We start from the raw sequence: 22,482 nt of genomic DNA on the forward strand, positions 1-22,482 counted from the left end.
ACCCAGCTCAAATAGGGCTGGGTCTACTCTTGCCAAACGAGGGCGATCAGTTGGAGACATCAATCAGCGTAACGCTGCCATCTTCATTGACCTCGGCAATCTTACCGTTGGGCTCTTCCATAAACAGTAGCGCACCAAAACCGACCACCGCAGTGGCAGCGATCACGTAGAAGAAGGTTTGGTAGTCGACAAACGACAGCACTGTCAGGTAGGTTACCGCGCCCACGTTACCATACGCTCCGGTCATACCCGCAATTTGTCCGGTCATACGGCGTTTGATCAGCGGCACAGTAGCAAACACCGCACCCTCACCTGCTTGAACAAAGAATGAGCACACCATGGCGCAGACAACAGCCAGCCAAACCGGCCAATCACTGCCCACTTGGCCCATCATAAAGTAACCCACAGCTAGGCCAGCGGTTAAAAATAGCAGGGTCGATTTACGACCAAACTTATCTGAAATCCAGCCGCCGCCAGGGCGCGACATCAGGTTCATAAAGGCGTACGCCGAGGCGACCATACCGGCCAATACCGCTGACAGGCCAAAGGTTTCTGAGAAGAACAAGGGTAGCATGGAGACCACGGCGAGCTCAGAGCCAAAGGTGGCAAAGTACAGTACATTCAGCACCGCAACTTGCTTGAACTTGTATTGATGAATTTCTTCAACTGGTTTGGTAAAGATGCCCTTGTTGACCTTCCAGACTTGCGATGCCTCGATAAGGTAGAGCACCACTAGACCAACGTAGATAGAGTAAACCATGGTATCGGTAAGCATGCCGATGCCCGATGGTGACAGTTTCCATGCCAGTAGACCTAGCACGGCGTACATAGGAATTTTCATGCCAAGCAGGAAGTAAAAGTCACCTTTTGAGGTCACTTCCATTGCGGTGAGATGCTTAGGCTTGAAGTAGGTTGAGCCTTTAGGTGTATCAGAAACGTTGCGATAAAAAACAAAAGAGAACACCAAACTCATTACACCAGTCACCGCAATCGCGTAGCGCCAGCCTTCATCACCACCAAACAGCAGTGCAACGGTTGGCAGGGTGAACGCCGCTGCCGCTGAGCCAAAGTTACCCCAGCCACCATAGATGCCCTCAGCCGTACCCAGCTCGTTGTGTGGGAACCACTCCGAGACTAGGCGAATACCAATCACGAAACCAGCGCCAATAAAGCCAAGCAGGAAGCGCGCGATGGCAGCTTGCATAAAGGAGTCGGCAAACGCGAACATAAAACACGGAATCGAACAGACGGCCAGCAGTGCGGAATAGACTAAGCGCGGACCAAACCTGTCGGTGAACATGCCTATCAGTACCCGAGCTGGGATGGTCAGGGCAACGTTGAGAATGAGTAGGGTTTTGATCTCCTGAGTAGTAAGGCCAAGGGTCTCTTTGACCATTTGCAATAGCGGTGCGAAGTTAAACCAGACGACAAAAGTAATAAAAAACGCCATCCAGCTGAGGTGGAGTATCTTCATCTTACCCGTGAACGAGAAGATTGAAAATTTGCTGTTTTCCATAAAATTTTCCTCTTGAGTATTTCCGTATAAATAACTGACTTAAATAAAATTATTATGTTTGGTTATGCTTGAACTTGAACCTCTCCCTCAATTGTTCTGATTGAGTAAGTGGGTATCTGGATCTCTGGCTCCTCGAGGCAGGCGCCGGTACGCAGGTGAAAATGCTGTTTATACAGTGGCGAGGCGACATAGGGCTCACCCTCTATTGAGCCGATGATCCCGCGTGAGAGAATATTGGCCTTGCCGAGTGGGTCGAAATTGTCGATGGCATACAGGTTGCCCGAGCGCTGGCAGTGAAAAATTGCCACCTGCTTGCCGTTGACCAGCGCGCAAACACCGGTATTGGGCGTCAGGTCACTGGCTTTGCACACCGAGACCCAGGTCAGCTCTGGCTTGATGGTCATCGTGTTCATGGCGGTCTCCTTAAGAATTCACTTCAACGACATCAATGTCGCCAACGGTCTGTTGCGGGGCAGGTGCGGGCAGTTTCTGCTCACGAACCGAGATAAAATTCAGTCGCTCATCGCGTTCATCACTGTTGATAAAGTGCTGGAAGCGTTTGAGTTTCTCTGGCGACTCGAGGGTGGTCTTCCACTCACACTGGTACTTGGCGATATTGTCAGCCATCTGCTGCTCAAGCTCTTCACCCAGGCCAAGCTTGTCGTCAATCACGACTTGTTTGAGGTAATCAATGCCGCCCTCAAGGTTCTCAAGCCACACTGAGGTGCGCTGCAAGCGATCGGCGGTGCGGATATAGAACATCAACACTCGGTCGATGTATTTGATCAGGGTTTCTCGGTCTAGGTCACTAGCAAACAGGTCGGCGTGGCGGGGGCGCATGCCGCCGTTACCACACACATACAAGTTCCAGCCGTTGTCGGTGGCGATGACGCCGATGTCTTTCGATTGGGCTTCGGCGCACTCACGTGTACAGCCCGACACGGCAAATTTCAGCTTGTGCGGTGCACGTAGGCCCTTATAGCGATTCTCGATATCGATGGCAAAGCCCACACTGTCATCGACGCCATAGCGACACCAGGTACTGCCGACACACGATTTCACCGTGCGCACCGCTTTGCCGTAGGCGTGGCCGGTTTCAAAGCCAGCATCGACCAGTTTGCGCCAGATGGTCGGCAGATCATTGAGCTGAGCGCCAAACAAATCGACTCGCTGGCCACCAGTGATCTTGGTGTAAAGGTCGAACTCTTTGGCGACTTCGCCAAGCGCGATGAGTTTATCGGGTGTGATCTCTCCCCCTGCGACACGTGGCACCACCGAATAGGTGCCATCTTTTTGCATATTGCCAAGGTAGATATCATTGGTATCCTGCAACTCCATATGTTGGTTATCGAGGATATAGTCATTCCAGAAGGAGGCGAGGATTGAGCCGACAGCGGGTTTACATATCTCACAGCCCAGGCCTTTACCGTATTGGTCTAACAGTTGATCAAAGGTTTTGATTTGATTAATCCGCACGATATCGGTCAGCTCTTGGCGGGTGTAAGCAAAGTGCTCACACAGGTCGTTATTGACCTCAACGCCCAATGCAAGCAGTTCGCTGTCTAACACCTGTTTGGCAAGCGCACTACACCCACCACAACCGGTTGAGGCATTGGTGGTCTGCTTGAGGTCCGCCATACTCGCGCAGCCGCCAGCGACGGCTTGTTTGATATCGCCCTTGGTAACGTCAAAACATGAACAGATCACGGCACTATCGGGCAGGGCTTCGACGCCCATGGTCGCGCCGGTGTCATCCGCCGCATTAGGTAGGATGAGTACGGAGGGGTTACTCGGCAGCGGCATATCGTTTTGCTTGTATTGCAGCAGTGTGCCGTACGCCTCGGCATCGCCAACCAATACCGCGCCGACAATCTTGCTGCCATCGGCTGAGATGATCAGGCGCTTATACACTTGCTCAATTTCATCGTTGTAGGTGTAGGACTGTGCACCCTCGGTTTTGCCGTGCACCTCTCCAATACTTGCCACATCAACGCCAAGCAGTTTGAGCTTGGTGCTCATATCGGCGCCAGTAAACTCACTGTCGCCTTCTGGATTAAGGATCTGCTCAGCTACGACCTTCGCCATCTGATAGCCAGGGGCTACCAGACCAAAGATCCGCTGTTGCCATAGGGCGCACTCACCAATCGCGTATACATCTTCAAGGTTGGTTTGGCAGTGATTGTTGACCACGATGCCACCGCGCTCACCTAGGGTGATGTCCGTCCCTTTCGCCAGCTCGTCTTGTGGACGGATCCCGGCAGAGAAGACAATCATATCGGTTTCGATATGAGTGCCATCAGCAAAGTTCATTCGATAGCGAGCGCTCTCACCCGCGACAATCTCTTGAGTGGCTTTTTCGGTGTGTACCTGAACATCGAGCGCCTCAATCTTGCGCTTAAGCAGTGCGCCGCCGCCGTCATCAAGCTGAACCGCCATCAAGCGCGGAGCAAATTCCACCACATGGGTCTCAAGGCCAAGGTTTTTGATCGCGTTCGCTGCCTCAAGGCCAAGCAGCCCGCCACCAATCACCACACCTGAGCGACTGGTCTCACTCGATAAGGCAATTGCATCCAAGTCTTCGATAGTACGATAGACGTGACAATGGGGCTGATCATTACCAGGAATAGGGGGCACAAAGGGGTATGAGCCGGTGGCTAGGATCAATTTATCGTAGGCTTCAATCCGTCCGGACTGAGTGATCACTTGCTTGGCATCGGTATCGATTTGGCTCACCTTGTCATTAATCACAAAGCGCACGCCGTTGTCCTGATAGTAAGCTTCACTGGTCAGGGACAGGTCGTCAGCGGTTTTACCAGTAAAATAGGCGGTCAGTTGTACGCGGTCATAGGCAAGCCTTGGCTCTTCGCTAAAGGTGATGATCTCGATATCACTGCGCTTGGCGGCGATCAGGTGGTCGATAAACTTGTGTCCGACCATTCCATTGCCGACCACGACAATTTTCTGTTTACTCATGGCTTAATTCCTTAGCTCTCAGATTTTGCGATTTTTTTCTATAGACATAGTTTGATTTTCTTGGGTCAATTATTTGAATCAGGCGCTCAGCGGGATAGATTCTTGTTGGAGGGCGTTGGCATTGAGCGCTGTTAGCCACTCCATTTGCTGAGCGATGGAAACCACTTGACCTATCACAATCAGCGCGGGCGATTGGATCTGATGCTGCTCTCGAAGTTGGTCAAGTTGACTCAACTTACCAGTCACCACGCGCTGCTCGGCGGTGCAGCCTTTTTCAATCAGCGCCGCTGGAGTCGTGGGGCACAGCCCGTGTTGGGTCAATTGCTCTGTCAACCAACGCGACTTAGACAGGCCCATATAGATAACTAGGGTGTGCTCAAGGTTGGCAAGGGCATGCCAATTGAGTTTGAGGTCTTTATCAGCATGCGCCGTGATGAAGGTGCACCCTTGGGTCAGACCGCGATGAGTGAGCGGGATATTGGCATACGAGGTACACCCAGAGGCAGCAGTGATGCCCGGCACCACATCAACCTCGATATGATGCTTTGTGAGGTACAGCATCTCTTCTGCACCACGGCCAAAAACGAAGCTATCGCCCCCTTTGACACGGCATACACTCAGTCCTTGCTGGGCACAGTCGAGCAGGATTTGATTTATCTCCTCCTGACTTGCACTGTGGTGATGCTTGGCTTTACCGACATAGATATGTTGTGCACTGCTAGGAAACAGCTGACGGATCGGTTTGCTCACTAGGTTGTCATAAACAATGCAGTCGGCGTGTTGGATCGCCTTGAGGGCTTTGACGGTCAATAGGTCAGGGTCTCCGGGGCCAGCACCGACCAATACCACACTGCCTTTATTTGGGATATCTTTACTCATCATGGTCATTACCTAATTCCTTGAGTAATTAATTCTTGCTGATTGAGCTCAAGCAATCTTGGTGCCAGTATGTAACTGGAATGTTAAGTAAATACAAATAAATGCATTTAATACAATTGGTTGGGTGTGAATAATGATGTTAATTATATGGGTTGGTGAGAGGGGTGCTTGATGAAATGACTAAGAAAGTGATTCTTTGTGGTGCAATTCTAATCAATCTGGTGCAGAAGTTGGTTAAATTGGGCTTAACTGGCCAAATGCCACCTGCCACTTTAGGGTTAGTTTGATTTTAAGTTGTTGAATATGCTCAATTAAAAATAGACAAGTGTTGTGGGGTTGTATTTGGTTTAAATATTGCTTGTATCCATACAAAATAAATATGTCTATATATGCAAGGTGGTACGCGTGACACAAAAAGAACCAGGATGGGTCAAGACAACTTGTGCGTATTGTGGGGTTGGCTGTGGCGTTGAAGCCCGCCCAACACTCTCTGGACAATTGGAGGTCAGGGGGGATAAATCTCACCCTGCCAACTACGGCAAGCTTTGCACCAAAGGGGCAGCACTGGGTGAGACGGTTATCCAAGATGGACGCTTGCTAACGCCAACTCTCACCAGTCAATCACCCCTCAATAGTAAAAATAGCAGACAATCAGTGTCTTGGCCTGAGGCGACCAGTCTGGTTGCCGAGCAATTTACTAAGGCGATAGCTCAGTACGGTCCTGAGTCAGTGGCCTTTTATGTCTCGGGTCAGCTATTGACTGAAGACTATTACGTGGCGAATAAGCTCCTCAAAGGCTTTATCGGCAGCGCGAATATCGACAGTAACTCTCGATTGTGTATGGCCTCATCTGTGGTTGGGCACAAGCGCGCCTTTGGCTCTGACACCGTACCCGGTTGCTATGAGGATTTGGAGCTGGCTGATCTGGTCGTGCTGGTGGGCTCGAACCTGGCGTGGTGTCATCCTGTGCTGTATCAGCGCCTTCGCGCGGCAAAACAAGCCAACTCAAAGCTTAAGATAGTGGTGATTGACCCGCGAAGAACTGCTACCTGTGAGCTGGCGGATGTTCACTTGCCGATCAACTCAGGCAGCGATGTGGCGTTGTTTAATGGATTGCTGGCCTATCTTTATCAGCACGATTACCTCGACAATGAGTTTCTGCGCCAACACACACAGCAGGCCGAAGCGGCGCTTGAGACCGCTTTAGATGAAGATAAGGTGGATCAGGTTACGGGTATCACTCCCGAGCAGCTTGAAGCCTTTTACCAACTGTTTGCCACTCACGATAAAGTGGTGACGGTGTACTCGCAAGGCGTCAATCAATCCACCAGCGGGGTGGATAAGGTAAACAGTATTATTAACTGCCACCTAGCGACTGGCCGGATCGGTCAGCCGGGGAGTGGGCCATTTTCGGTCACCGGTCAGCCCAATGCTATGGGCGGGCGTGAGGTCGGCGCGCTAGCAACTATGCTGTGTGGCCACCTTGAGTTTGATCAACCCGAGCACTTGGCCATGCTCAGTGACTATTGGGCCACCGATAACCTTGCCACTCGCCCAGGCCTTAAAGCCGTGGATATGTTTGATGCGATGACAGAGGGTAAAATCAAAGCGGTTTGGATCATGGCGACCAATCCGGCAGTGAGCTTGCCAGACTCGGACAAAGTGCGCGCAGCGCTCAAGGCTTGCCCCTTTGTGGTGGTCTCGGATTGCATTGAGGAGACAGAGACCACTGAGTTTGCTGATCTACTGCTGCCGGTACAAGGCTGGAGTGAGAAGTCGGGCACGGTGACGAACTCGGAACGCCGCATCTCGCGTCAGCGGCGCATACTGCCAAGCCCTGGCGAGGCCAAGCCTGATTGGTGGGTCATCAGCCAAGTCGGGCAAAAGCTCGGTTTTGAGCAGGCGTTTGATTATCTCCACGAGGGGGAGATCTTTGCAGAATACGCCAAGCTTACCACGCTCGGAAACCAACACTTTGAGCGTGATTTGTCACTGATTGGTTTAACCACGCTTGATGATCAGGGATACAGTGCGTTGACGCCCCAGCAGTGGCCGGTCAAAGCGTGGCAATCTGAGCCTGTTCAGCAAAGAATGTTCAGCGATGGTCGCTTTTATACCCCAAGCGGCAAAGCTCACTTGATCCCTGTGCGTTACCGCGCTCCTGTCAGCGTGGTTGATGACGAGTATCCGCTGCTGCTTAATACCGGCCGAACGCGTGACCAATGGCATACCATGACGCGCACCGGCCTGTCAGCCCAATTAGGGTCGTTTGATCCCGAGCCTTATGTTGCGATTCACCCCCAAACGGCGCGCGATTATCAGCTCAAAGCCGAAGGACTTGTGAGAGTGACCAGCCGCTACGGCAGCTGCCTTGCGCGGGCCAGGCTCACCACAGACCAAAATCTTGGCGAGATTTATGTGCCTATCCACTGGAATGGGGCAACGGCCAGCCAAGCAAAGCCGTGTAACTTGATTGCGCCGCATCACGATAGCCTGTCTGGTCAGCCTGAGTTTAAGCATACACCAGTGAGGGTGACTGGCTGCGTCTCACGTTGTCAGGCCTTGCTGTTATCACGACACACCGTAGCGCTGGATAAAGAGCACTATTGGGCAAGACAAAAGGTCGAGCGAGGCTATGCGTATCACATAGACTGCGCCGAGAACATTGAGGTGCTTGAGGGCTGGCTTAGTCAGGTGAAGCAGGGTGATGGTAAGGAGATCCGTTTCGACATGACGGCCGATGACGGGATGATTCGCTACGCGTTCATTCAAGCGGAGGAGATTCAGCAGCTCTTGGTTATCCAGCGTAAGCTGACTGCCTCGCAGCGCGAGCGCTACATCACTCTATTTAATAGTGTCTTTGATGCCACGGGTGAGCGGCAGTTCATGACCGAGGACTCTGCTTTAGACAATGGCGACCCTGCGCCGGATAAATAGTCGCCAAGCTCTCATTCCGTGATTTTCAAGTTGTAAAAAGAAGTGCATCACTGGGCGGTTGGCTGCTATGATGGGTGCCAGATAGTCGGGGGGCCAGAGTTTTAGTTTGGCTGAGATCGAAATTCGAGACCCGTAGAACCTGATTCAGTTAACACTGACGTAGGGAACTATTCGTACTTTGCCAACCTGCCAGCGATCTATTCTGGCTTGTTATCGAGCTCCGTTACTCAGGCGGTGCTGGTGTGCCAAGGTTCGTTTCCTGCGGTCAGTAATCACCTACGCCGTATTAGGAGTAACGATGGCACATTCTCAAGTGACACCCAAGCAAACCACACCTATTGTCCTTACCATTGCAGGCTCAGATAGCGGCGGCGGTGCCGGCATTCAAGCGGATATTAAAGCCATCTCGGCGACGGGCAGTTTTGCCTGCACGGCGATCACGGCGATCACTTCGCAAAACACCCAAGGCGTATCCGCCATTCTGCCTATTTCACTTGAGCATGTTGAGAGTCAGCTCGACGCCGTGTTTAGCGATCTGCATGTCGTGGCGGTGAAAATCGGTATGCTCGCCGACTCCAGTATCATCGAAACTGTGGCCCGAAAGCTTGAGCAGTATAAACCTCAATTCCTAGTTGTTGATCCTGTGATGGTGGCGACCAGTGGCGATCTACTGCTTGAGCAGTCAGCGATTAGCACGCTCAAACAAAAGCTCATTCCTATGGCGGATATTATCACGCCAAACTTGCCAGAGGGCGCGGCACTAACGGGTAAGCCAGTCCCTGAATCTGAAGATGACATGAATGCGATGATCACCGACTTGCGCGCACTTGGCGCAAAAGCGGTGCTGCTAAAGGGCGGTCACCTAGAGCAAGACGAGAACAGTAATGATCTACTGATCACCGCGGACAGCCATGAGTTGATTAGTGCCAAGCGCAGTGCAACCCAAAACACCCACGGCACTGGCTGTACCCTCTCTTCTGCCATTGCATCGTACTTGGCGCAGGGTAATAACCTTCGTAAGGCAGTAGGGCTGGGTAAGCAGTATATCTCTGAGGCGATTGCTCATGCCGATGAGCTCACTATCGGTCAGGGACACGGACCTGTGCACCACTTCTATCAAGGACATGCCGATGTGCGCTAATGCGCTTGGTATTGAGCTGAAAAACGCCGGTCTACGATATCGAGATAGCAGCAGTGCAACGCTTGCGCAGCTCGACATTGCCTTTCCTGCCGGTCAGTGGAGTGTGGTGCTAGGGCGCAGTGGCAGCGGCAAGACTACCATCTTGCGCTATCTTGCGGGCCTGCTTGATGACAAGGTTGATTGGCAAGGTGAGTTGCTCACCAGTGATACCCAATCACTCGACGGGCGTATTGCCTATATGGCCCAGCAAGACCTATTGCTGCCGTGGCTGAGTGTTATCGATAATGTGTGTTTGAGTCAGCGCTTTAGCCCGCCAATGAGCGGTAACCATGACCAAGAGCAAGCATTGTCACTGCTAGAAGCGGTGGGGTTGGCTGATTACGCCAACAGTATGCCTAACCAACTGTCTGGCGGGATGCGCCAGCGTGTGGCGTTGGCGAGAACACTGATGCAAGACCGACCTGTGGTGTTGATGGATGAGCCGTTCTCTGCACTCGATGCGGTCACTCGGCATAAACTGCAAACCTTGGCGGCGATGCTGCTAAAAGGTAAGACGGTGGTGTTGATCACCCACGATCCCCAAGAAGCGGTGCGCCTAGCCGAGCAACTGTACGTGCTTCAGGGCACACCCGCCAACGCTCAATCACTTGAGGTACCAACCAGCGCTATTCCACGCGACCTAGATGCGCAGTGCGCGGCGCTGCAACAGGCGATTTTAAATCAATTGGAGCGTGATTATGAGTGATATGTCCCAATACGACACGATTTCGCGTCATGTTGAACGCAGCGAATCCCGCAGTCACCCGATTTTTCGTCTGCTGGTAAGTACCGCAGTGATACTGGGGCTATGGCAAGCTTTAGTAGTGATATTTGAGCTGCCAAGCTTTATTCTGCCCGCGCCGATGCAGGTACTGAGTAAACTCATCGAGCGTTACGATGTGCTGCTGATGCACTCGTGGGTGACAGGGCAGGAGATTATACTGGGTCTATTGCTTGGTTTAACCATGGGCTTGCTATTTGCCCTGCAGATGCTGCTGTTTGAGCCAGTTAAGCGCTGGCTGTTGCCAGTCTTAATCGCTAGCCAAGCGGTACCAGTGTTTGCGATTGCACCCATCTTAATGCTGTGGCTTGGCTATGGGATCGCTTCTAAGGTCGTGATGGCCGCGATCATCATCTTCTTTCCGGTGACTACCTGCTGCTACGACGGGCTGCGTAATACCCCAACCGGTTACCTCGATTTGGCCAAAACCATGGATGCCTCGAAATGGCAGTTACTGCGTCATATCCAACTTCCCGCCGCGCTGCCAACACTCGCCTCTGGTGTGCGAGTCGCGGTAGTGATCGCGCCGATTGGTGCGGTCGTCGGCGAGTGGGTGGGCTCAAGCGCAGGCCTTGGTTATCTGATGCTGCAAGCCAACGCTCGCATGATCATTGATGAAATGTTTGCCGCGCTGTTTATCCTCGCGCTGCTCTCGATCAGTCTTTATTTCTTAACCGATAAACTCCTCAAAAAACTTATTCCCTGGGAAAACCAGTAAAGGATTCGACCTCAAAGGATACGCATAATGACTACGAAGAAACTACTTAGCGCGACGGCTCTGCTCACGACACTTTTATCGAGTGGCGCTATGGCAGCAGAGAAAAAACTGACACTGATGCTGGACTGGTTTGTAAACCCCAATCACGGACCTATCGTCATTGCTCAAGAGCGCGGCTACTTTAAACAGCAGGGACTAGAGATTGAGATTCAAGAGCCAGCAGATCCAAGCACACCAGCAAAACTAGTGGCAGCAGGCCGCGTCGATCTAGCGGTGTCTTATCAGCCGAGCTTGACGATTGATGTCGCCGCTGGCCTGCCACTAGTTCGTGCTGCGACATTGATAGCTACGCCGCTGAATACCCTTACCGTGCTAGATAATGGCAAACACGATACGATTGGCGATCTCAAGGGCAAAAAGATTGGTATCGCGATTGCCGGTAATGAGGATGCCACGATTGGTAAAATGCTCGCGCAAAGTGGGGTCAAATTCTCTGAAGTCGAGATCATCAATGTCGGTTGGGCGCTATCTTCTTCTCTCGCTTCAGGCAAAGTGGATGCCATCTGGGGCGGCCTGCGTAACTTTGAGATGAATCAGCTTGAGCTTGAAGGCTTTAAAGCCAAGGCCTTTTTCCCAGAAGAGCACGGCGTTCCAACCTACGATGAGCTAATTTTTGTGGCTAATGCCAAGCGCTATGACGCTGAGACCATCAAGGCTTTTGCCAAGGCGCTCGAGCAAGCCACCACCTATATCGTTAATCACCCAGAGGCCTCTTGGAATGAGTTTGTTGCTTACTCACCAGATACGCTAGATAACGAACTTAACCTGCGTGCTTGGAATGATACGCTAACCCGTTTTGCTCTGCGCCCGGCGGCAGTCGACCCACAGCGTTATAGCGACTACGCCGCGTTTCTGTATCAGCGTGGCATCATCAAGTCACAGCCAACCGCCGCCGATCTTCTTCCAAGCGTTAACTAGGTAAACAGCCCATGAAATATCAAGATTTAATCGATGCCTGCGAACAAGATTGGCACGCGTATATTGAGCACAGTTTTGTTCGCCAGTTGGCAAAAGGGACCTTAGCGCAGTCGTGTTTTCTTCACTATCTCAAGCAAGATTTTCTGTTTCTAAAGCAGTACGCTCGCGCTTATGCCCTCGCGATGTACAAGGCACGCACGCTAGCGGATATGCGCAGAGCGCTACCAAGCGTACAAGCCCTAGTAGATACTGAAATCACTCATCACGTGACCTATTGCGCTCAGTGGGGATTGAGTGAGTCAGATCTAGAAAATGAGCCAGAGGACTTTGGCACAGTGGCGTATACCCGCTATGTGCTCGATACTGGAATGGCTGGGGATCTAGTAGACCTCTACGCGGCGCTTGCGCCATGCTCAATTGGTTATGCGGTAATCGGTAAGATGCTCACGGATGACCCGGAGACGGTAATAGAGGGCAATCCGTACGCGAGTTGGATAACCCTGTATGGCAGTGATGAGTTTCAATCGGGCGTGGCGCATGGGGCCGAGTATTTTGATCAATTGCTGGCTGATATTGACATCGAGAGCCAGCGGGGAAAAAACCTGATCGAGATTTTTAAGACCGCGACCCGCATGGAGGTGGCATTTTGGCAGCAAGGGCTAAATATTCAATCGGCATAGGAGAGACATAATGCAGACGGAGCAGATAGTACAGACACTTTATGCTGTGCGTGAACAAAAACCCTTAGTCGTTAACATTACTAACTATGTGGTGATGAATAACACCGCTAATGCCTTGTTGGCAATTGGAGCATCGCCAATCATGGCCCACTCTCAGCAAGAGATGGCGGAAATGATGTCGTTTGCGGGGGCACTGGTGATTAATATTGGTACCCTCGACAGCGTTTGGACACCGCGTATGTTGTTTGCCGTTGAGCTAGCTAATGGCCACGATAAGGTAGTGGTGCTTGACCCTGTTGGCTGCGGTGCCAGTCAACTGCGCACTGAGACCTCGCGCCAAATCGCGCGCATGGCGAATCGATTGATCATTCGTGGCAATGCCTCGGAGATCATCGCCTTAGCCGGTGAGAAGGCAAAGAGTAAGGGGGTCGACGCGCTTGACAGCAGCGATGCTGCGCTAGAAGCCGGACAAGCACTTGCTGACGAATATGATGCGAGTGTGGTCATTTCAGGTGCGGTCGATTACGTGATCACTAAAGAGCAGGTCGTTAAGCTTGGTAATGGTGATGCGATGATGCCTTATGTTACCGGTATGGGCTGCACACTTACGGCTTTGACCGGGGCTTTTGCCGCAGTAGGTGACGAAACCGGTTTAGCCGCGGCCGCAGTGCTTGGGCTTGCCGGTGAAATCGCGGCACAAAAATCGCGCGGACCGGGCAGCCTACAAGTTAATCTGCTCGATGAGTTGTATGCACTAGATGAGGTAACACTCAAAAGTCAGCTTAAACTTCTCTAATTGGACCGGTAGCCGTATTCCCGAGCGGCTACCGCGAAATTAAACAATGAATCTTTATACCCTCTATTTGGTCACCGATGACCAGCAAGACTTAACCACGCTTAAGCAGGTGGTAAAACAAGCGGTCGCCGGTGGCGTTACCATGGTCCAAGTGCGCGAAAAGCATGGCGATGTCAGAGCATTTATTGCCAGAGCCCAAGCGGTGAAAGAGATCCTTGTCGGAACTGGGGTGCCATTAATTATCAATGATCGCGTTGATGTGGCTTTGGCAGTCGATGCCGATGGTGTGCACCTCGGTCAGTCGGATATGCCAGCCGGTTTGGCAAGACAATTGATCGGCGAAGATAAGCTCCTAGGCCTTTCAATTGAAGACGACGTGCAACTCGCTCAGGCCGACTCACTGCCGATTGATTACATCGGCTTGAGCGCAATCTACGCCACCCCCACCAAAACCAACACCAAGCACCACTGGGGTATTGATGGCCTCTCGCGTGCACTTAAATCCACCAAGCTCCCAATCGTTGCCATCGGCGGCATCAACCACGACACCATCCCAGAGCTTGCCAAAACCGGTGTTCACGGGCTAGCTCTTGTTTCGGCGATTTGTCACGCGACCGATCCCAAGTTGGCCAGTGAGGAGTTGTTGGGTTTGATCGAACGGAGTCGCTAGCCAGAGGCGAGAATCGAGAGGCGAGAAGCGAGGGAGTTCGGTGCGCGAGGTTAAGTTATGTGCTACTCAAACTAAATTAACTTGCTATTGAGCCATTTGGTGTAGGTCTTAACGAGTTGCCCCAACAAAGAGGCGAATTGATACAAGAGTAATTACCACGATCGCCTCTCGCCTCTCGCAGCGCAGCGGTCTCGCCTCCCGCCTCTTCCACTAGGAACATTTCTGGTAGCTCGAACTTGCCTTGGTAAACCTCTGGCTTTGGCTCGTACATGCGGATTTGGAGCATGAAGCCGTCTTTTGGTGCTGGTAGCCAGTTAGCCAGGCGTTTTTCATCGCTTGGCTTTTCGCTTGCGATGTAGACCGTTAGTGAACCGTCTTGGTTGTAGATCAGGTGGTCACTTAGCGAGCCAACCTTGAAACGGTCGATTTCATTCTCAACCATAAAGCGGTCTTGTGCGTCGTACATCGTCACGGTCCAGAAACCACCAAGCTCTTCGTTGATCGCCATATCCGCTGGGAAGGTGATCTCATAAGCGTGCTCGCCGGTCAGCATCTCGCCTTGGCTGTCAACGTAACGCTTTGGATACATAGCGCGCTCGGGTGAGTTAAGGCCGATAGAGTTCATGTTAACCGCAGCGCGAAGTAGGTAGTCTGTGCCGTAGCGACCTGCGTCGTATTCCCAGTTCCAGCCATTGACTGGCACGCCTGTGTGGACAGCAGCATCACGAACAATCGCAAAACCATCTGCAAAAGCTTGGTTTAGTGCCGCTTTACGTACGTCGCTTAGCGATTCAGTACCGCCGTTGTTGATACCGATGAACTTGAAGCTATCAACGAGCTCACGATCAGACTCAAGTGGGTTTTCTGCCAACACTTTATCGAGTGTGTCAAACCATTTCAGACCTTGTGGGAAGTTCACGGTTGGTGCCCCTTCAGAGACTAGTGGCTCAGGTTGAGGCTGGCTCTCTGGGTACTGATCGAGTGGTGTAAGGCGGAACTGTTTTTGTAGCTCACGTGCGATCGCTTGATCTTCAATATTAGTCACGCCCAAGCGGCCTGCCATCCAGATGTAACGGGTATCTGAGTAGAAGACTGGTACGCCTTGTGGCAGTTCACCATCGAAGCCTTTTTTAGCCAAGATGAAGTCGCCTCCATCGTTACCGACTGTCGCGTTACTCAAGTCCACAACAGATTCGGTGTACATATCAACAATCTGTGCCATCCAGTAGCGGTTTTCTACCTCAGGTACGGTTAGCACCATAGGTTGCGCCTCTAAATCGCCCCACATTTGTAGGTACAGGGTATCGTTGTTTGGCGTGGTGTATGAACGGTCGCGGTAATCCCACAGACGAGTGATTGGGCCAAGTTGGTTCAATGGTGCTTGGCCATTGTCAGTCGGCGCTGCCACGTCGGTTTGCAGGTTAAGTGCCACTTCCATCATCACCGGTGCCCAACCATATACAGTCGCTTGGACGCCCAGTGAGTAGGCATAGTTATACTCTACCTGTTCACGTGGGGTGTACTCGGTCTCGGTTTGAGCTTGTGAGTCATGGATTGAGAGTGCGCCGATAGCAATGACACCTGCAAGCAATGCAGTTGTGCCTGCGTGCTTGAATATCTTGTTCATCATAGTTCCACCTTATTTCTCGGGTAAGATTCGATGGACCTATTTCACGGTAAAAGCATCGAAGGAACAATGAGGTGTCTTTATTCAAGCCATAAGCAAGCCTTATGACTGGTTTGTTAGGGCAGGCTTAGTGTGGTTTTCAAGCGTTCTCGAAGTAATTTGTGTTCCGCGTCATGCTCAAGTCGTCGGTGATAAAGCATATGTATTGGCACCGACTGAAAGTCCATCGGCATTGGATAGATACCCAACCCCAACTTTGGTGCCCACTTTTCTGCAAAAGAGCGGAAGACAATGCCAAGGTAGTCCGAGTCAGAAACCAGCATTGCCATGGAGGCTTGATTGTAGACTTCTCGTGATAGTTTGCGTTTTTTCAGTGGCTTAGAGGCCAAAAGCTCGACAAACTGATGACCGCCTCGAGTGGCTTTATAGTAGGCGTGGCGCTCACGGTAGAAGTCTTCCTCAGTGAGAACCCCGTTGCTAATGCGAGGGTGACCACGGCGACAAATAAGGGTGACTTCCTCATGACGAATTTGCTCGATAATGAAGGCTTTGTCTTGAGTGGTGATAATGTCGATGGCGAGATCGATCTGCTGCGATCGGATTTTTTCCAGTAACTGGCCCTGCTCAAACGGCGGCACTTTAATGTCGATATTGTCCTCATCGCTGAGCAGGTCACTCACACCCTCAAGGCAGTAGATATTATAGGTATGCTCCTCGGCAAGGGCGCTATCAATAATCTGCATGCCATGTTGAAGCTTCTCTGCAAGTTCAATGGCTTTTCCTGTTGGGGCGATGCTACGACCGTCTTTAACAAACAGCGTAGTGCCAATGCTAGCCTCTAGGCGACGAATCGACATCGACACGGCTGGTTGGCTGACATCAAGAATATCAGCAGCGCGAGTAAACGAGTTTTGTTGATACACGGTCACAAAGGTGCGAACCAGGTTCATATCCAAGAGATCACCCTCCAAAAGGAATACATAACTGACTCTTATCAGTTTAGGACGAATTTGCTTGCTGCAAGGACATAACACCAAAGAAAAAGCGCGCACCAATCACGGTACGCGCTTTGTCCCATAGGTTGCAGTTCTCACTTTACCAGGAGAGGCTTGAAAGTGATGAGATGAAAAGTAAGCCAAGGACTATCGGACTCTGTAAGCGTATGCTGCTTGACGCTAAAACGGATTGAAAAACAAGAAGCTTATTGGTTCACACAAAGTAGTGATAGGCGGTTAGCTAAATAAACAATGGAGCCAAATTGGGGTAATGATCGGACTCTTGCTTACCTCGACATGCAGATTTTTATCTGTGTCCAACAGATAAATCACCGCAAATCACTCGTCTACTCGCGTAGTAAACGTTTTCACAAGCTCATGCTTCTGAAGCGCAGAATAGTGGATTTCAGCATGACGTATCGCACCACAAGTGCGAAACGCCAAACAAAATAAAATAATGCACTAGTAAATGTAACTAGCCGTTTCGGTTGGAGGTGTTTTAAATCGTGCTGCACTTTGGGTGCAAAATGGAATTTTTCTCTATGTTAGTGTGCCGACATCTAATTCAATACACCTACATAATAGAGTTATTAGCATGAATAAATTAATGACCTCTGCTGCAGCATTAACGCTACTGGCATTTAATACTGTTGCCAGTGAAACAGAAGAAGTTCAAGACATGTCAGATCCTCTGGCAGTATTTACTCAGGTTGGTGCAGGTTACACCGACAAGGGTTTAAATATTAAGATTGGTCAGACGTTTGACACCGGTGATGTGAATACGGGCGGTATGTACGTATTTGAATTAAAAGGTGCAATAGGCGACTCACTGGGTTACCGTGATGAAGCCACAGATAGCGTAGATAGCCTGCGTTTTCGTCGTTTTGGCGTAGACTTTAGCAACGGTCGTGGTAGTCAAATCGACTTCAACTACAGCTTTGCGAGCGACTCGGGTACAGCGTCTTACAGCTTTATTCAAGCACTTCCTGCAATGGGACCATTCCAACTGTTCCCTCTTGGTGGTGCGGGTGTCGCTTTTGCTAACGATGTAGAAGTCGGTTACCAAATACCAGGTACATTTGCGGTAGTGGGTACCTACGGTAAGCTGACCATTAACGATAAAATCTGGCTGAACTACAACCCAATGTGGATGACCACTCTATCTGGTTCAGACGCATTTAAAGATGGCGGTATGGAAGGTGACTCAGCTGTGCTGATACACGAGTTTGCAGCTTCGTACCAGTTTAACCCACGCTTTAACGTGCGTTACTTCGCCAACTGGTCTGAAAACACAGACCTAAAAGATGGTGAGCACCGCATCGAATTTAACTACCAACTGTAGTCGATATCACAAACATATTGATTGGGGCTATTGTAGCCCCTTTTTTTTTCTAGTAACGTGGGCATAGCCGTTCCACCTATTATCCAGCGATATATTGTGAGGAGAGTGGAGCTGTTTTTAGAGAATTTACTAGAACAAATAGATGTACACAGTATGAAAAAGGATTTTTTACTCGTCACAGCAGCACTTATCAGTGGTACTGCGACGGCGGGTGGTTTGCTTCATCACGAGGTTGCCACCTTTGATAGCGTATCGACTGCTGGTGTCGGCAATGCCACCAATCGTCATGATGCCAGTGCGATCATTACTAGCCCGGCAGGACTAACGGGTATAGAAGATGCCAGTTGGTCTTTTGGTGTGCAGTGGATGGATGTTGGCAATCGTCAGCAGGGAACATTGAACAATACGGACTTTGTGCTCAAAGGCTCCAATTCGACCGTGTTACCAAGTATTGCTTATGCCAAGCGGATCACGGATGACTTGGTTATTGGTTTGTCTTTTCACGCCGAAGGAGGCCTCGATCTTGACTATAGTAGTCAGACCTCAGGCTCTCGCTTTATCTCCAATCAATCACAAAATGCAGTCAATGTTCACCTCGGTGCGGGTTACGAACTAAGCGAGGCGTTGTCGATTGGTGGTGCTCTAATTGTGCAGCATGTGATGACGTCACTAAAAGTGGATACCGATGTATCTAGCGACTCAGTGATTAAAGCGGAAGGGTATGAGGGGAATACGGCAGCGAGTTTTATGTTGTCAGCCTTTTATGACTTAGCCCCTAATACCTATATCAGTGCAAACTACAAGCACCAAGTCTCTCATAACAACAACAGCATAACCATCAAAGGATCGGTTGATGGTACGCCGGGTCAACTCCCACCTGAGGACATAAGTATAACTTGGCCGAGCCAGTTAAATTTCGGTGTTGCGCACCAACTATCAGAGAACCTAACACTCAAGGGATTGGTAGGAGCAGAGTTTTGGTCGAACTACAGTGACCGTTATAATACCAAGGATGTCTACACACTAGGAGGGGCACTTGGCTATCAACTCAATCGATGGCAACTCCAAGTTGGTGCCCGATATGATACTGAGTTACTCGACGAGAAAGAAATGCATCCTGAATTGGTCATCGGTAAGAATTGGTCGTTGGGCGCGGGTGCAGAGAGAGTGCGTCGCAATGGTCATCGTATAGGTCTGGCTTATCAATATCGTGATTTTGGCACCCATGATGTCAGTTATACACTCGATGACAGATTTGCTTTCACAGGTAAGGTGAAAAATAATAACCTGCATGTCGTGAGTTTAAGTTACACCTACTAGCCCCCCTGCACAGACTAGCCACTATTCGAATAAGCCCAAGCATTTCGCTTGGGCTTATTTATAACTGTAAGTTATATCTGACATAATTAGCAGCGATGTATGCTTGGTGGTGGATTCGCTAAGATTGGCGCTCATTTAACACAATTAGGACAGTTACTCGTGCCTATCCATCAGATATTGCAATATAAGTATGGAGTAGACGATGAACTGGCTCGCCTTATCGTGGCACGCAGTAAAATGAGTGTACTAAGCAAAGGAAGCTTTCTTTATTATCAGGATGAGCGAGCCAATGTTATCGCCTTTCCTTTAGACGGCATACTGGGTTTTCATTCGATGAGTGAAGAGGGAACCGGTGTGTATTTTAATGTGATCACCCCGGGAGTTATTCTTAATGATCAGCAGATGATCTTGGGTGGTCCGATACCAACGGAAGTCAAAGCCGCGACGGATTGTAAAATCCTGTTGATGTCCTTTGACAATGCGCGACAATTAATGGCCAAGAGTACCAGTTTTGCTCAATTGATCAGTCATTCTCTCGCGACTAAGCAGCGTCTGTTTAATCAACTTTTTCTGCTCAGGATGGAAAAAAGTGCCCCTTTGAAGGTTGCTCGCGTTTTGCAGCTACTGAGTGAGTTGATTTATGACGGGGTGGTGCCACTCAATATCCAGTCATTAGCCGCGATGATGGGGATATCGCGCAACACGGTTGGACGTGAGATCAAGCGTATGATTAATCAGGGCGAGTTACACAAACTCCCGGAAGGGTTTGCTTTGCCTCCAGTTGAGACAGGTGTTGCTTAGCTCTTGATGATTAGCTCGCAAGGGCGCAGCTCTCAAAAGATAAAAAAAGCCTCCGCAGCTGCGGAGGCTTTTCTAGTCCGGGACTCAATAAAACGATTACTTCGCTTCTTGGTCAGCCTGGATTGCCGTTAGAGCGATTGTGTAGACGATATCGTCAACAAGTGCGCCACGAGATAGATCGTTTACAGGCTTGCGCATACCTTGCAGCATTGGACCGATAGAAACTAGGTCTGCTGAACGCTGTACCGCTTTGTAAGTCGTGTTACCCGTGTTTAGGTCTGGGAATACGAATACCGTCGCTTTACCTGCTACTGGAGAGTTAGGTGCTTTAGAAGCTGCTACGTTCTCCATGATTGCCGCGTCGTACTGTAGAGGACCGTCGATCACGAGATCAGGACGCTTCTCTTGAGCAAGCTTGGTGGCTTCACGTACTTTATCAACGTCTGCACCCTTACCAGATTCACCAGTAGAGTAAGAGATCATTGCAACGCGTGGGTCGATACCGAATGCCGCAGCAGAATCTGCAGATTGGATAGCAATCTCAGCAAGCTGCTCAGCGGTTGGATCTGGGTTGATCGCACAGTCACCGTAAACCAATACTTGGTCAGGCAGTAGCATGAAGAACACAGAAGATACGATAGACGCATCAGGTGCAGTCTTGATGATCTGGAACGGAGGAACGATAGTGTTTGCCGTGGTGTGAACCGCGCCAGATACTAGGCCGTCAACTTCGTCGTTCTCAAGCATCATAGTGCCCAGGAATACGGAGTCTTGCAGCTTCTCACGAGCAACTACTTCAGTCATGCCTTTCTTCGCACGTAGTTCAACCAGACGAGCAACGTAGTTCTCACGAACCGCGTCAGCATCGATGATTTGAACGCCAGCGCCAAGCTCAACACCTTGCTGCGCAGCAACGCGTTTGATCTCTTCTGGGTTACCTAGAAGCACACACTCTGCGATACCGCGCTCAGCACAGATAGCCGCGGCTTTAACCGTACGTGGCTCATCACCCTCAGGAAGAACGATACGCTTGCCAGCACGACGGGCGAATTCAGTTAGCTGGTAACGGAACGCTGGTGGGCTTAGGCGACGAGACTTCTGAGTGCCTTCGGTCATTGACTCGATCCAGTTGCCGTCGATGTGACCTGCAACGTGATCTTTGATTAGCTCGATGCGCTCTTTGTCGTCTGCAGGGACTTCAAGGCTGAAGCTCTGTAGGTTCAAAGAGGTCTGCCAAGTGTTACCTTGTGCAGTGAAGATAGGTAGACCTGAGTCGAATGCAGGCTTACATAGTGCTTCGATTTCTGCTGGGATTTCGTAGCCGCCAGTCATCAGTACCGCACCGATTTCAACGCCGTTCATTGCTGCAAGTGATGCTGCAACCAGTACGTCTGGACGGTCAGCTGAGGTCACTAGTAGTGAGCCTGGCTTGAAGTGCTCGATCATGTGTGGCAGAGAGCGTGCACAGAATGTGATGCTCTTGATACGACGAGTGTTGATATCACCTTCGTTGATTACTTCAGCGTTTAGGTGCTTCGCCATATCAGTTGCGCGAGTCGCGATTAGATCGATGCTCCATGGCACACAACCTAGAACACGGATTGGGCTAGTATTGAAGATTTCCATCATCTTCATTTCGTTGTACTTACCGCCTTCGCCTTCTGCATCGTCAAAGATTTCAGATAGGTCAGGGCGAGTACGGCCAGCGTCATCAACAGGTGCGTTTAGCTTGTTGATGATCACGCCCGAGATACTCTTGTTCTTAGTACCGCCGAAGTTAGAACATGCTACTTCGATACGCTCTTTAAGTTGAGTCGGGTTGTCGTTACCTGGAGTTGCAACTAGCACGATTTCAGCGCCAAGTGTTGCCGCAATTTCCGCGTTCACTTGGTTAGCAAATGGGTGCTTACGCGTTGGTACTAGACCTTCGATAAGTGTTACGTCAGCATCTTTGTTGATCTGGTTGTAACGCTCAACAATAGTTTCTAGTAGCTCATCCATGTTGTCGTTACCGATCAGACTCTCAGTAGCTGACATTGGCAATGGCTCACCAACTTTCACGTCGTTGTTTGCGCCAACAACAGTCGAAGTAAGATCCGGCTGATCACCACCGTTGCGAGGTTGAGCGATTGGCTTGTAGAAAGAAACTTTAACGCCTTTGCGCTCCATTGCACGAAGCACACCCATGCTAACGCCAGTCAGGCCAATGCCTGCGCTAGTTGGGATAAGCATAATAGTACGGGACATTTAAGTGGGACCTCTAACTATATATTTGTGAGAGAACTCGCC

17 protein-coding genes, 1 pseudogene and 1 riboswitch are annotated in these 22,482 nt (G+C 50.5%); of the genes and pseudogenes, 11 read left to right on the forward strand and 7 right to left on the reverse strand.

Annotated elements, in window-relative coordinates; all coding sequences use genetic code 11:
- Positions 1 to 46: 46 nt before the first annotated feature.
- From ACZ5R2_RS07685 to cobA, 4 genes are all read right to left on the reverse strand, one after another.
- On the reverse strand, positions 47 to 1,516 hold the full coding sequence (locus ACZ5R2_RS07685) for a NarK family nitrate/nitrite MFS transporter (protein WP_464901707.1): 1,470 nt from the start codon (positions 1,514 to 1,516) through the stop codon (positions 47 to 49).
- A 62-nt stretch (positions 1,517 to 1,578) separates the two neighbouring features.
- Entirely contained in the window at positions 1,579 to 1,920 is a 342-nt protein-coding gene (gene nirD, locus ACZ5R2_RS07690; protein ID WP_464902335.1) for a nitrite reductase small subunit NirD, read from the reverse strand.
- A 19-nt stretch (positions 1,921 to 1,939) separates the two neighbouring features.
- The gene (nirB, locus tag ACZ5R2_RS07695; protein WP_464901708.1) at positions 1,940 to 4,489 is read right to left on the reverse strand and encodes a nitrite reductase large subunit NirB; all 2,550 of its coding nucleotides are present in this window, start codon (positions 4,487 to 4,489) and stop codon (positions 1,940 to 1,942) included.
- Between the two features lie 78 nt (positions 4,490 to 4,567).
- Entirely contained in the window at positions 4,568 to 5,371 is an 804-nt protein-coding gene (gene cobA, locus ACZ5R2_RS07700) for a uroporphyrinogen-III C-methyltransferase (RefSeq protein ID WP_464902336.1), read from the reverse strand.
- 402 nt (positions 5,372 to 5,773) lie between these two features.
- Here cobA and ACZ5R2_RS07705 point away from each other — a divergent pair, with 402 nt between their 5' ends.
- The 8 genes and pseudogenes from ACZ5R2_RS07705 to thiE all read left to right on the forward strand — a co-directional run bounded on the left by ACZ5R2_RS07705 (position 5,774) and on the right by thiE (position 14,108).
- On the forward strand, positions 5,774 to 8,305 hold the full coding sequence (locus ACZ5R2_RS07705; RefSeq protein ID WP_464901709.1) for a molybdopterin oxidoreductase family protein: 2,532 nt from the start codon (positions 5,774 to 5,776) through the stop codon (positions 8,303 to 8,305).
- A 76-nt stretch (positions 8,306 to 8,381) separates the two neighbouring features.
- A riboswitch (TPP riboswitch) is annotated at positions 8,382 to 8,488 on the forward strand.
- A 115-nt stretch (positions 8,489 to 8,603) separates the two neighbouring features.
- Positions 8,604 to 9,446: a bifunctional hydroxymethylpyrimidine kinase/phosphomethylpyrimidine kinase gene (thiD, locus tag ACZ5R2_RS07710; RefSeq protein ID WP_464901710.1), complete on the forward strand. Its 843-nt coding sequence runs from the start codon at positions 8,604 to 8,606 to the stop codon at positions 9,444 to 9,446.
- Positions 9,436 to 10,191 (forward strand): ABC transporter ATP-binding protein, encoded by a 756-nt coding sequence (locus ACZ5R2_RS07715; protein WP_464901711.1) that lies wholly within the window; start codon positions 9,436 to 9,438, stop codon positions 10,189 to 10,191. The genes thiD and ACZ5R2_RS07715 overlap by 11 nt, the downstream gene beginning before the upstream one ends.
- Before the next feature lie 58 nt (positions 10,192 to 10,249).
- Positions 10,250 to 10,984: pseudogene (locus ACZ5R2_RS07720) on the forward strand (ABC transporter permease); the annotation flags it as partial.
- A 27-nt stretch (positions 10,985 to 11,011) separates the two neighbouring features.
- Complete coding sequence (locus ACZ5R2_RS07725; RefSeq protein WP_464901712.1) at positions 11,012 to 11,962, forward strand: ABC transporter substrate-binding protein; 951 nt, start codon at positions 11,012 to 11,014, stop codon at positions 11,960 to 11,962.
- An 11-nt stretch (positions 11,963 to 11,973) separates the two neighbouring features.
- Positions 11,974 to 12,642: a thiaminase II gene (gene tenA / locus ACZ5R2_RS07730; protein ID WP_464901713.1), complete on the forward strand. Its 669-nt coding sequence runs from the start codon at positions 11,974 to 11,976 to the stop codon at positions 12,640 to 12,642.
- 10 nt (positions 12,643 to 12,652) lie between these two features.
- Complete coding sequence (thiM, locus tag ACZ5R2_RS07735) at positions 12,653 to 13,438, forward strand: hydroxyethylthiazole kinase (RefSeq protein WP_464901714.1); 786 nt, start codon at positions 12,653 to 12,655, stop codon at positions 13,436 to 13,438.
- Between the two features lie 46 nt (positions 13,439 to 13,484).
- Positions 13,485 to 14,108, forward strand: coding sequence for a thiamine phosphate synthase (thiE, locus tag ACZ5R2_RS07740; RefSeq protein WP_464901715.1), 624 nt, complete (start codon positions 13,485 to 13,487; stop codon positions 14,106 to 14,108).
- A gap of 76 nt (positions 14,109 to 14,184) precedes the next feature.
- Here the strand turns inward: thiE and ACZ5R2_RS07745 are convergent, their stop codons facing one another.
- Both ACZ5R2_RS07745 and ACZ5R2_RS07750 read right to left on the reverse strand, forming a co-directional pair.
- The gene (locus tag ACZ5R2_RS07745) at positions 14,185 to 15,738 is read right to left on the reverse strand and encodes a DUF1254 domain-containing protein (protein WP_464901716.1); all 1,554 of its coding nucleotides are present in this window, start codon (positions 15,736 to 15,738) and stop codon (positions 14,185 to 14,187) included.
- 113 nt (positions 15,739 to 15,851) lie between these two features.
- Positions 15,852 to 16,685 carry a LysR family transcriptional regulator gene (locus tag ACZ5R2_RS07750; protein WP_464901717.1) on the reverse strand — a complete coding sequence of 278 codons (834 nt, stop codon included), beginning with the start codon at positions 16,683 to 16,685 and terminating at the stop codon, positions 15,852 to 15,854.
- A gap of 640 nt (positions 16,686 to 17,325) precedes the next feature.
- Here ACZ5R2_RS07750 and ACZ5R2_RS07755 point away from each other — a divergent pair.
- From ACZ5R2_RS07755 to ACZ5R2_RS07765, 3 genes are all read left to right on the forward strand, one after another.
- A complete protein-coding gene (locus ACZ5R2_RS07755; protein WP_464901718.1) occupies positions 17,326 to 18,072 on the forward strand; it encodes a hypothetical protein in 747 nt (248 codons plus the stop codon).
- A gap of 153 nt (positions 18,073 to 18,225) precedes the next feature.
- Positions 18,226 to 19,392, forward strand: a complete 1,167-nt coding sequence (locus ACZ5R2_RS07760; RefSeq protein ID WP_464901719.1) for an OmpP1/FadL family transporter — start codon at positions 18,226 to 18,228, stop codon at positions 19,390 to 19,392.
- A gap of 99 nt (positions 19,393 to 19,491) precedes the next feature.
- The gene (locus ACZ5R2_RS07765; protein ID WP_464901720.1) at positions 19,492 to 20,193 is read left to right on the forward strand and encodes a Crp/Fnr family transcriptional regulator; all 702 of its coding nucleotides are present in this window, start codon (positions 19,492 to 19,494) and stop codon (positions 20,191 to 20,193) included.
- Between the two features lie 96 nt (positions 20,194 to 20,289).
- Here the strand turns inward: ACZ5R2_RS07765 and pta are convergent, their stop codons facing one another.
- Positions 20,290 to 22,440, reverse strand: a complete 2,151-nt coding sequence (gene pta / locus ACZ5R2_RS07770) for a phosphate acetyltransferase (protein WP_464901721.1) — start codon at positions 22,438 to 22,440, stop codon at positions 20,290 to 20,292.
- Between the last annotated feature and the right edge of the window lie 42 nt (positions 22,441 to 22,482).

It is taken from the genome of Vibrio sabulosilitoris, from assembly GCF_055391395.1.

Excerpts from the sequence above, each read along its gene's own strand:
- ACZ5R2_RS07685 (WP_464901707.1), bottom strand. The coding sequence starts at position 1,516 with ATGGAAAACAGCAAATTTTCAATCTTCTCGTTCACGGGTAAGATGAAG.
- nirD (WP_464902335.1), bottom strand. The coding sequence starts at position 1,920 with ATGACCATCAAGCCAGAGCTGACCTGGGTCTCGGTGTGCAAAGCCAGT.
- nirB (WP_464901708.1), bottom strand. The coding sequence starts at position 4,489 with ATGAGTAAACAGAAAATTGTCGTGGTCGGCAATGGAATGGTCGGACAC.
- cobA (WP_464902336.1), bottom strand. The coding sequence starts at position 5,371 with ATGATGAGTAAAGATATCCCAAATAAAGGCAGTGTGGTATTGGTCGGT.
- thiD (WP_464901710.1), top strand. The coding sequence starts at position 8,604 with ATGGCACATTCTCAAGTGACACCCAAGCAAACCACACCTATTGTCCTT.
- ACZ5R2_RS07715 (WP_464901711.1), top strand. The coding sequence starts at position 9,436 with ATGTGCGCTAATGCGCTTGGTATTGAGCTGAAAAACGCCGGTCTACGA.
- ACZ5R2_RS07725 (WP_464901712.1), top strand. The coding sequence starts at position 11,012 with ATGACTACGAAGAAACTACTTAGCGCGACGGCTCTGCTCACGACACTT.
- tenA (WP_464901713.1), top strand. The coding sequence starts at position 11,974 with ATGAAATATCAAGATTTAATCGATGCCTGCGAACAAGATTGGCACGCG.
- thiM (WP_464901714.1), top strand. The coding sequence starts at position 12,653 with ATGCAGACGGAGCAGATAGTACAGACACTTTATGCTGTGCGTGAACAA.
- thiE (WP_464901715.1), top strand. The coding sequence starts at position 13,485 with ATGAATCTTTATACCCTCTATTTGGTCACCGATGACCAGCAAGACTTA.
- ACZ5R2_RS07745 (WP_464901716.1), bottom strand. The coding sequence starts at position 15,738 with ATGATGAACAAGATATTCAAGCACGCAGGCACAACTGCATTGCTTGCA.
- ACZ5R2_RS07750 (WP_464901717.1), bottom strand. The coding sequence starts at position 16,685 with ATGAACCTGGTTCGCACCTTTGTGACCGTGTATCAACAAAACTCGTTT.
- ACZ5R2_RS07755 (WP_464901718.1), top strand. The coding sequence starts at position 17,326 with ATGAATAAATTAATGACCTCTGCTGCAGCATTAACGCTACTGGCATTT.
- ACZ5R2_RS07760 (WP_464901719.1), top strand. The coding sequence starts at position 18,226 with ATGAAAAAGGATTTTTTACTCGTCACAGCAGCACTTATCAGTGGTACT.
- ACZ5R2_RS07765 (WP_464901720.1), top strand. The coding sequence starts at position 19,492 with ATGCTTGGTGGTGGATTCGCTAAGATTGGCGCTCATTTAACACAATTA.
- pta (WP_464901721.1), bottom strand. The coding sequence starts at position 22,440 with ATGTCCCGTACTATTATGCTTATCCCAACTAGCGCAGGCATTGGCCTG.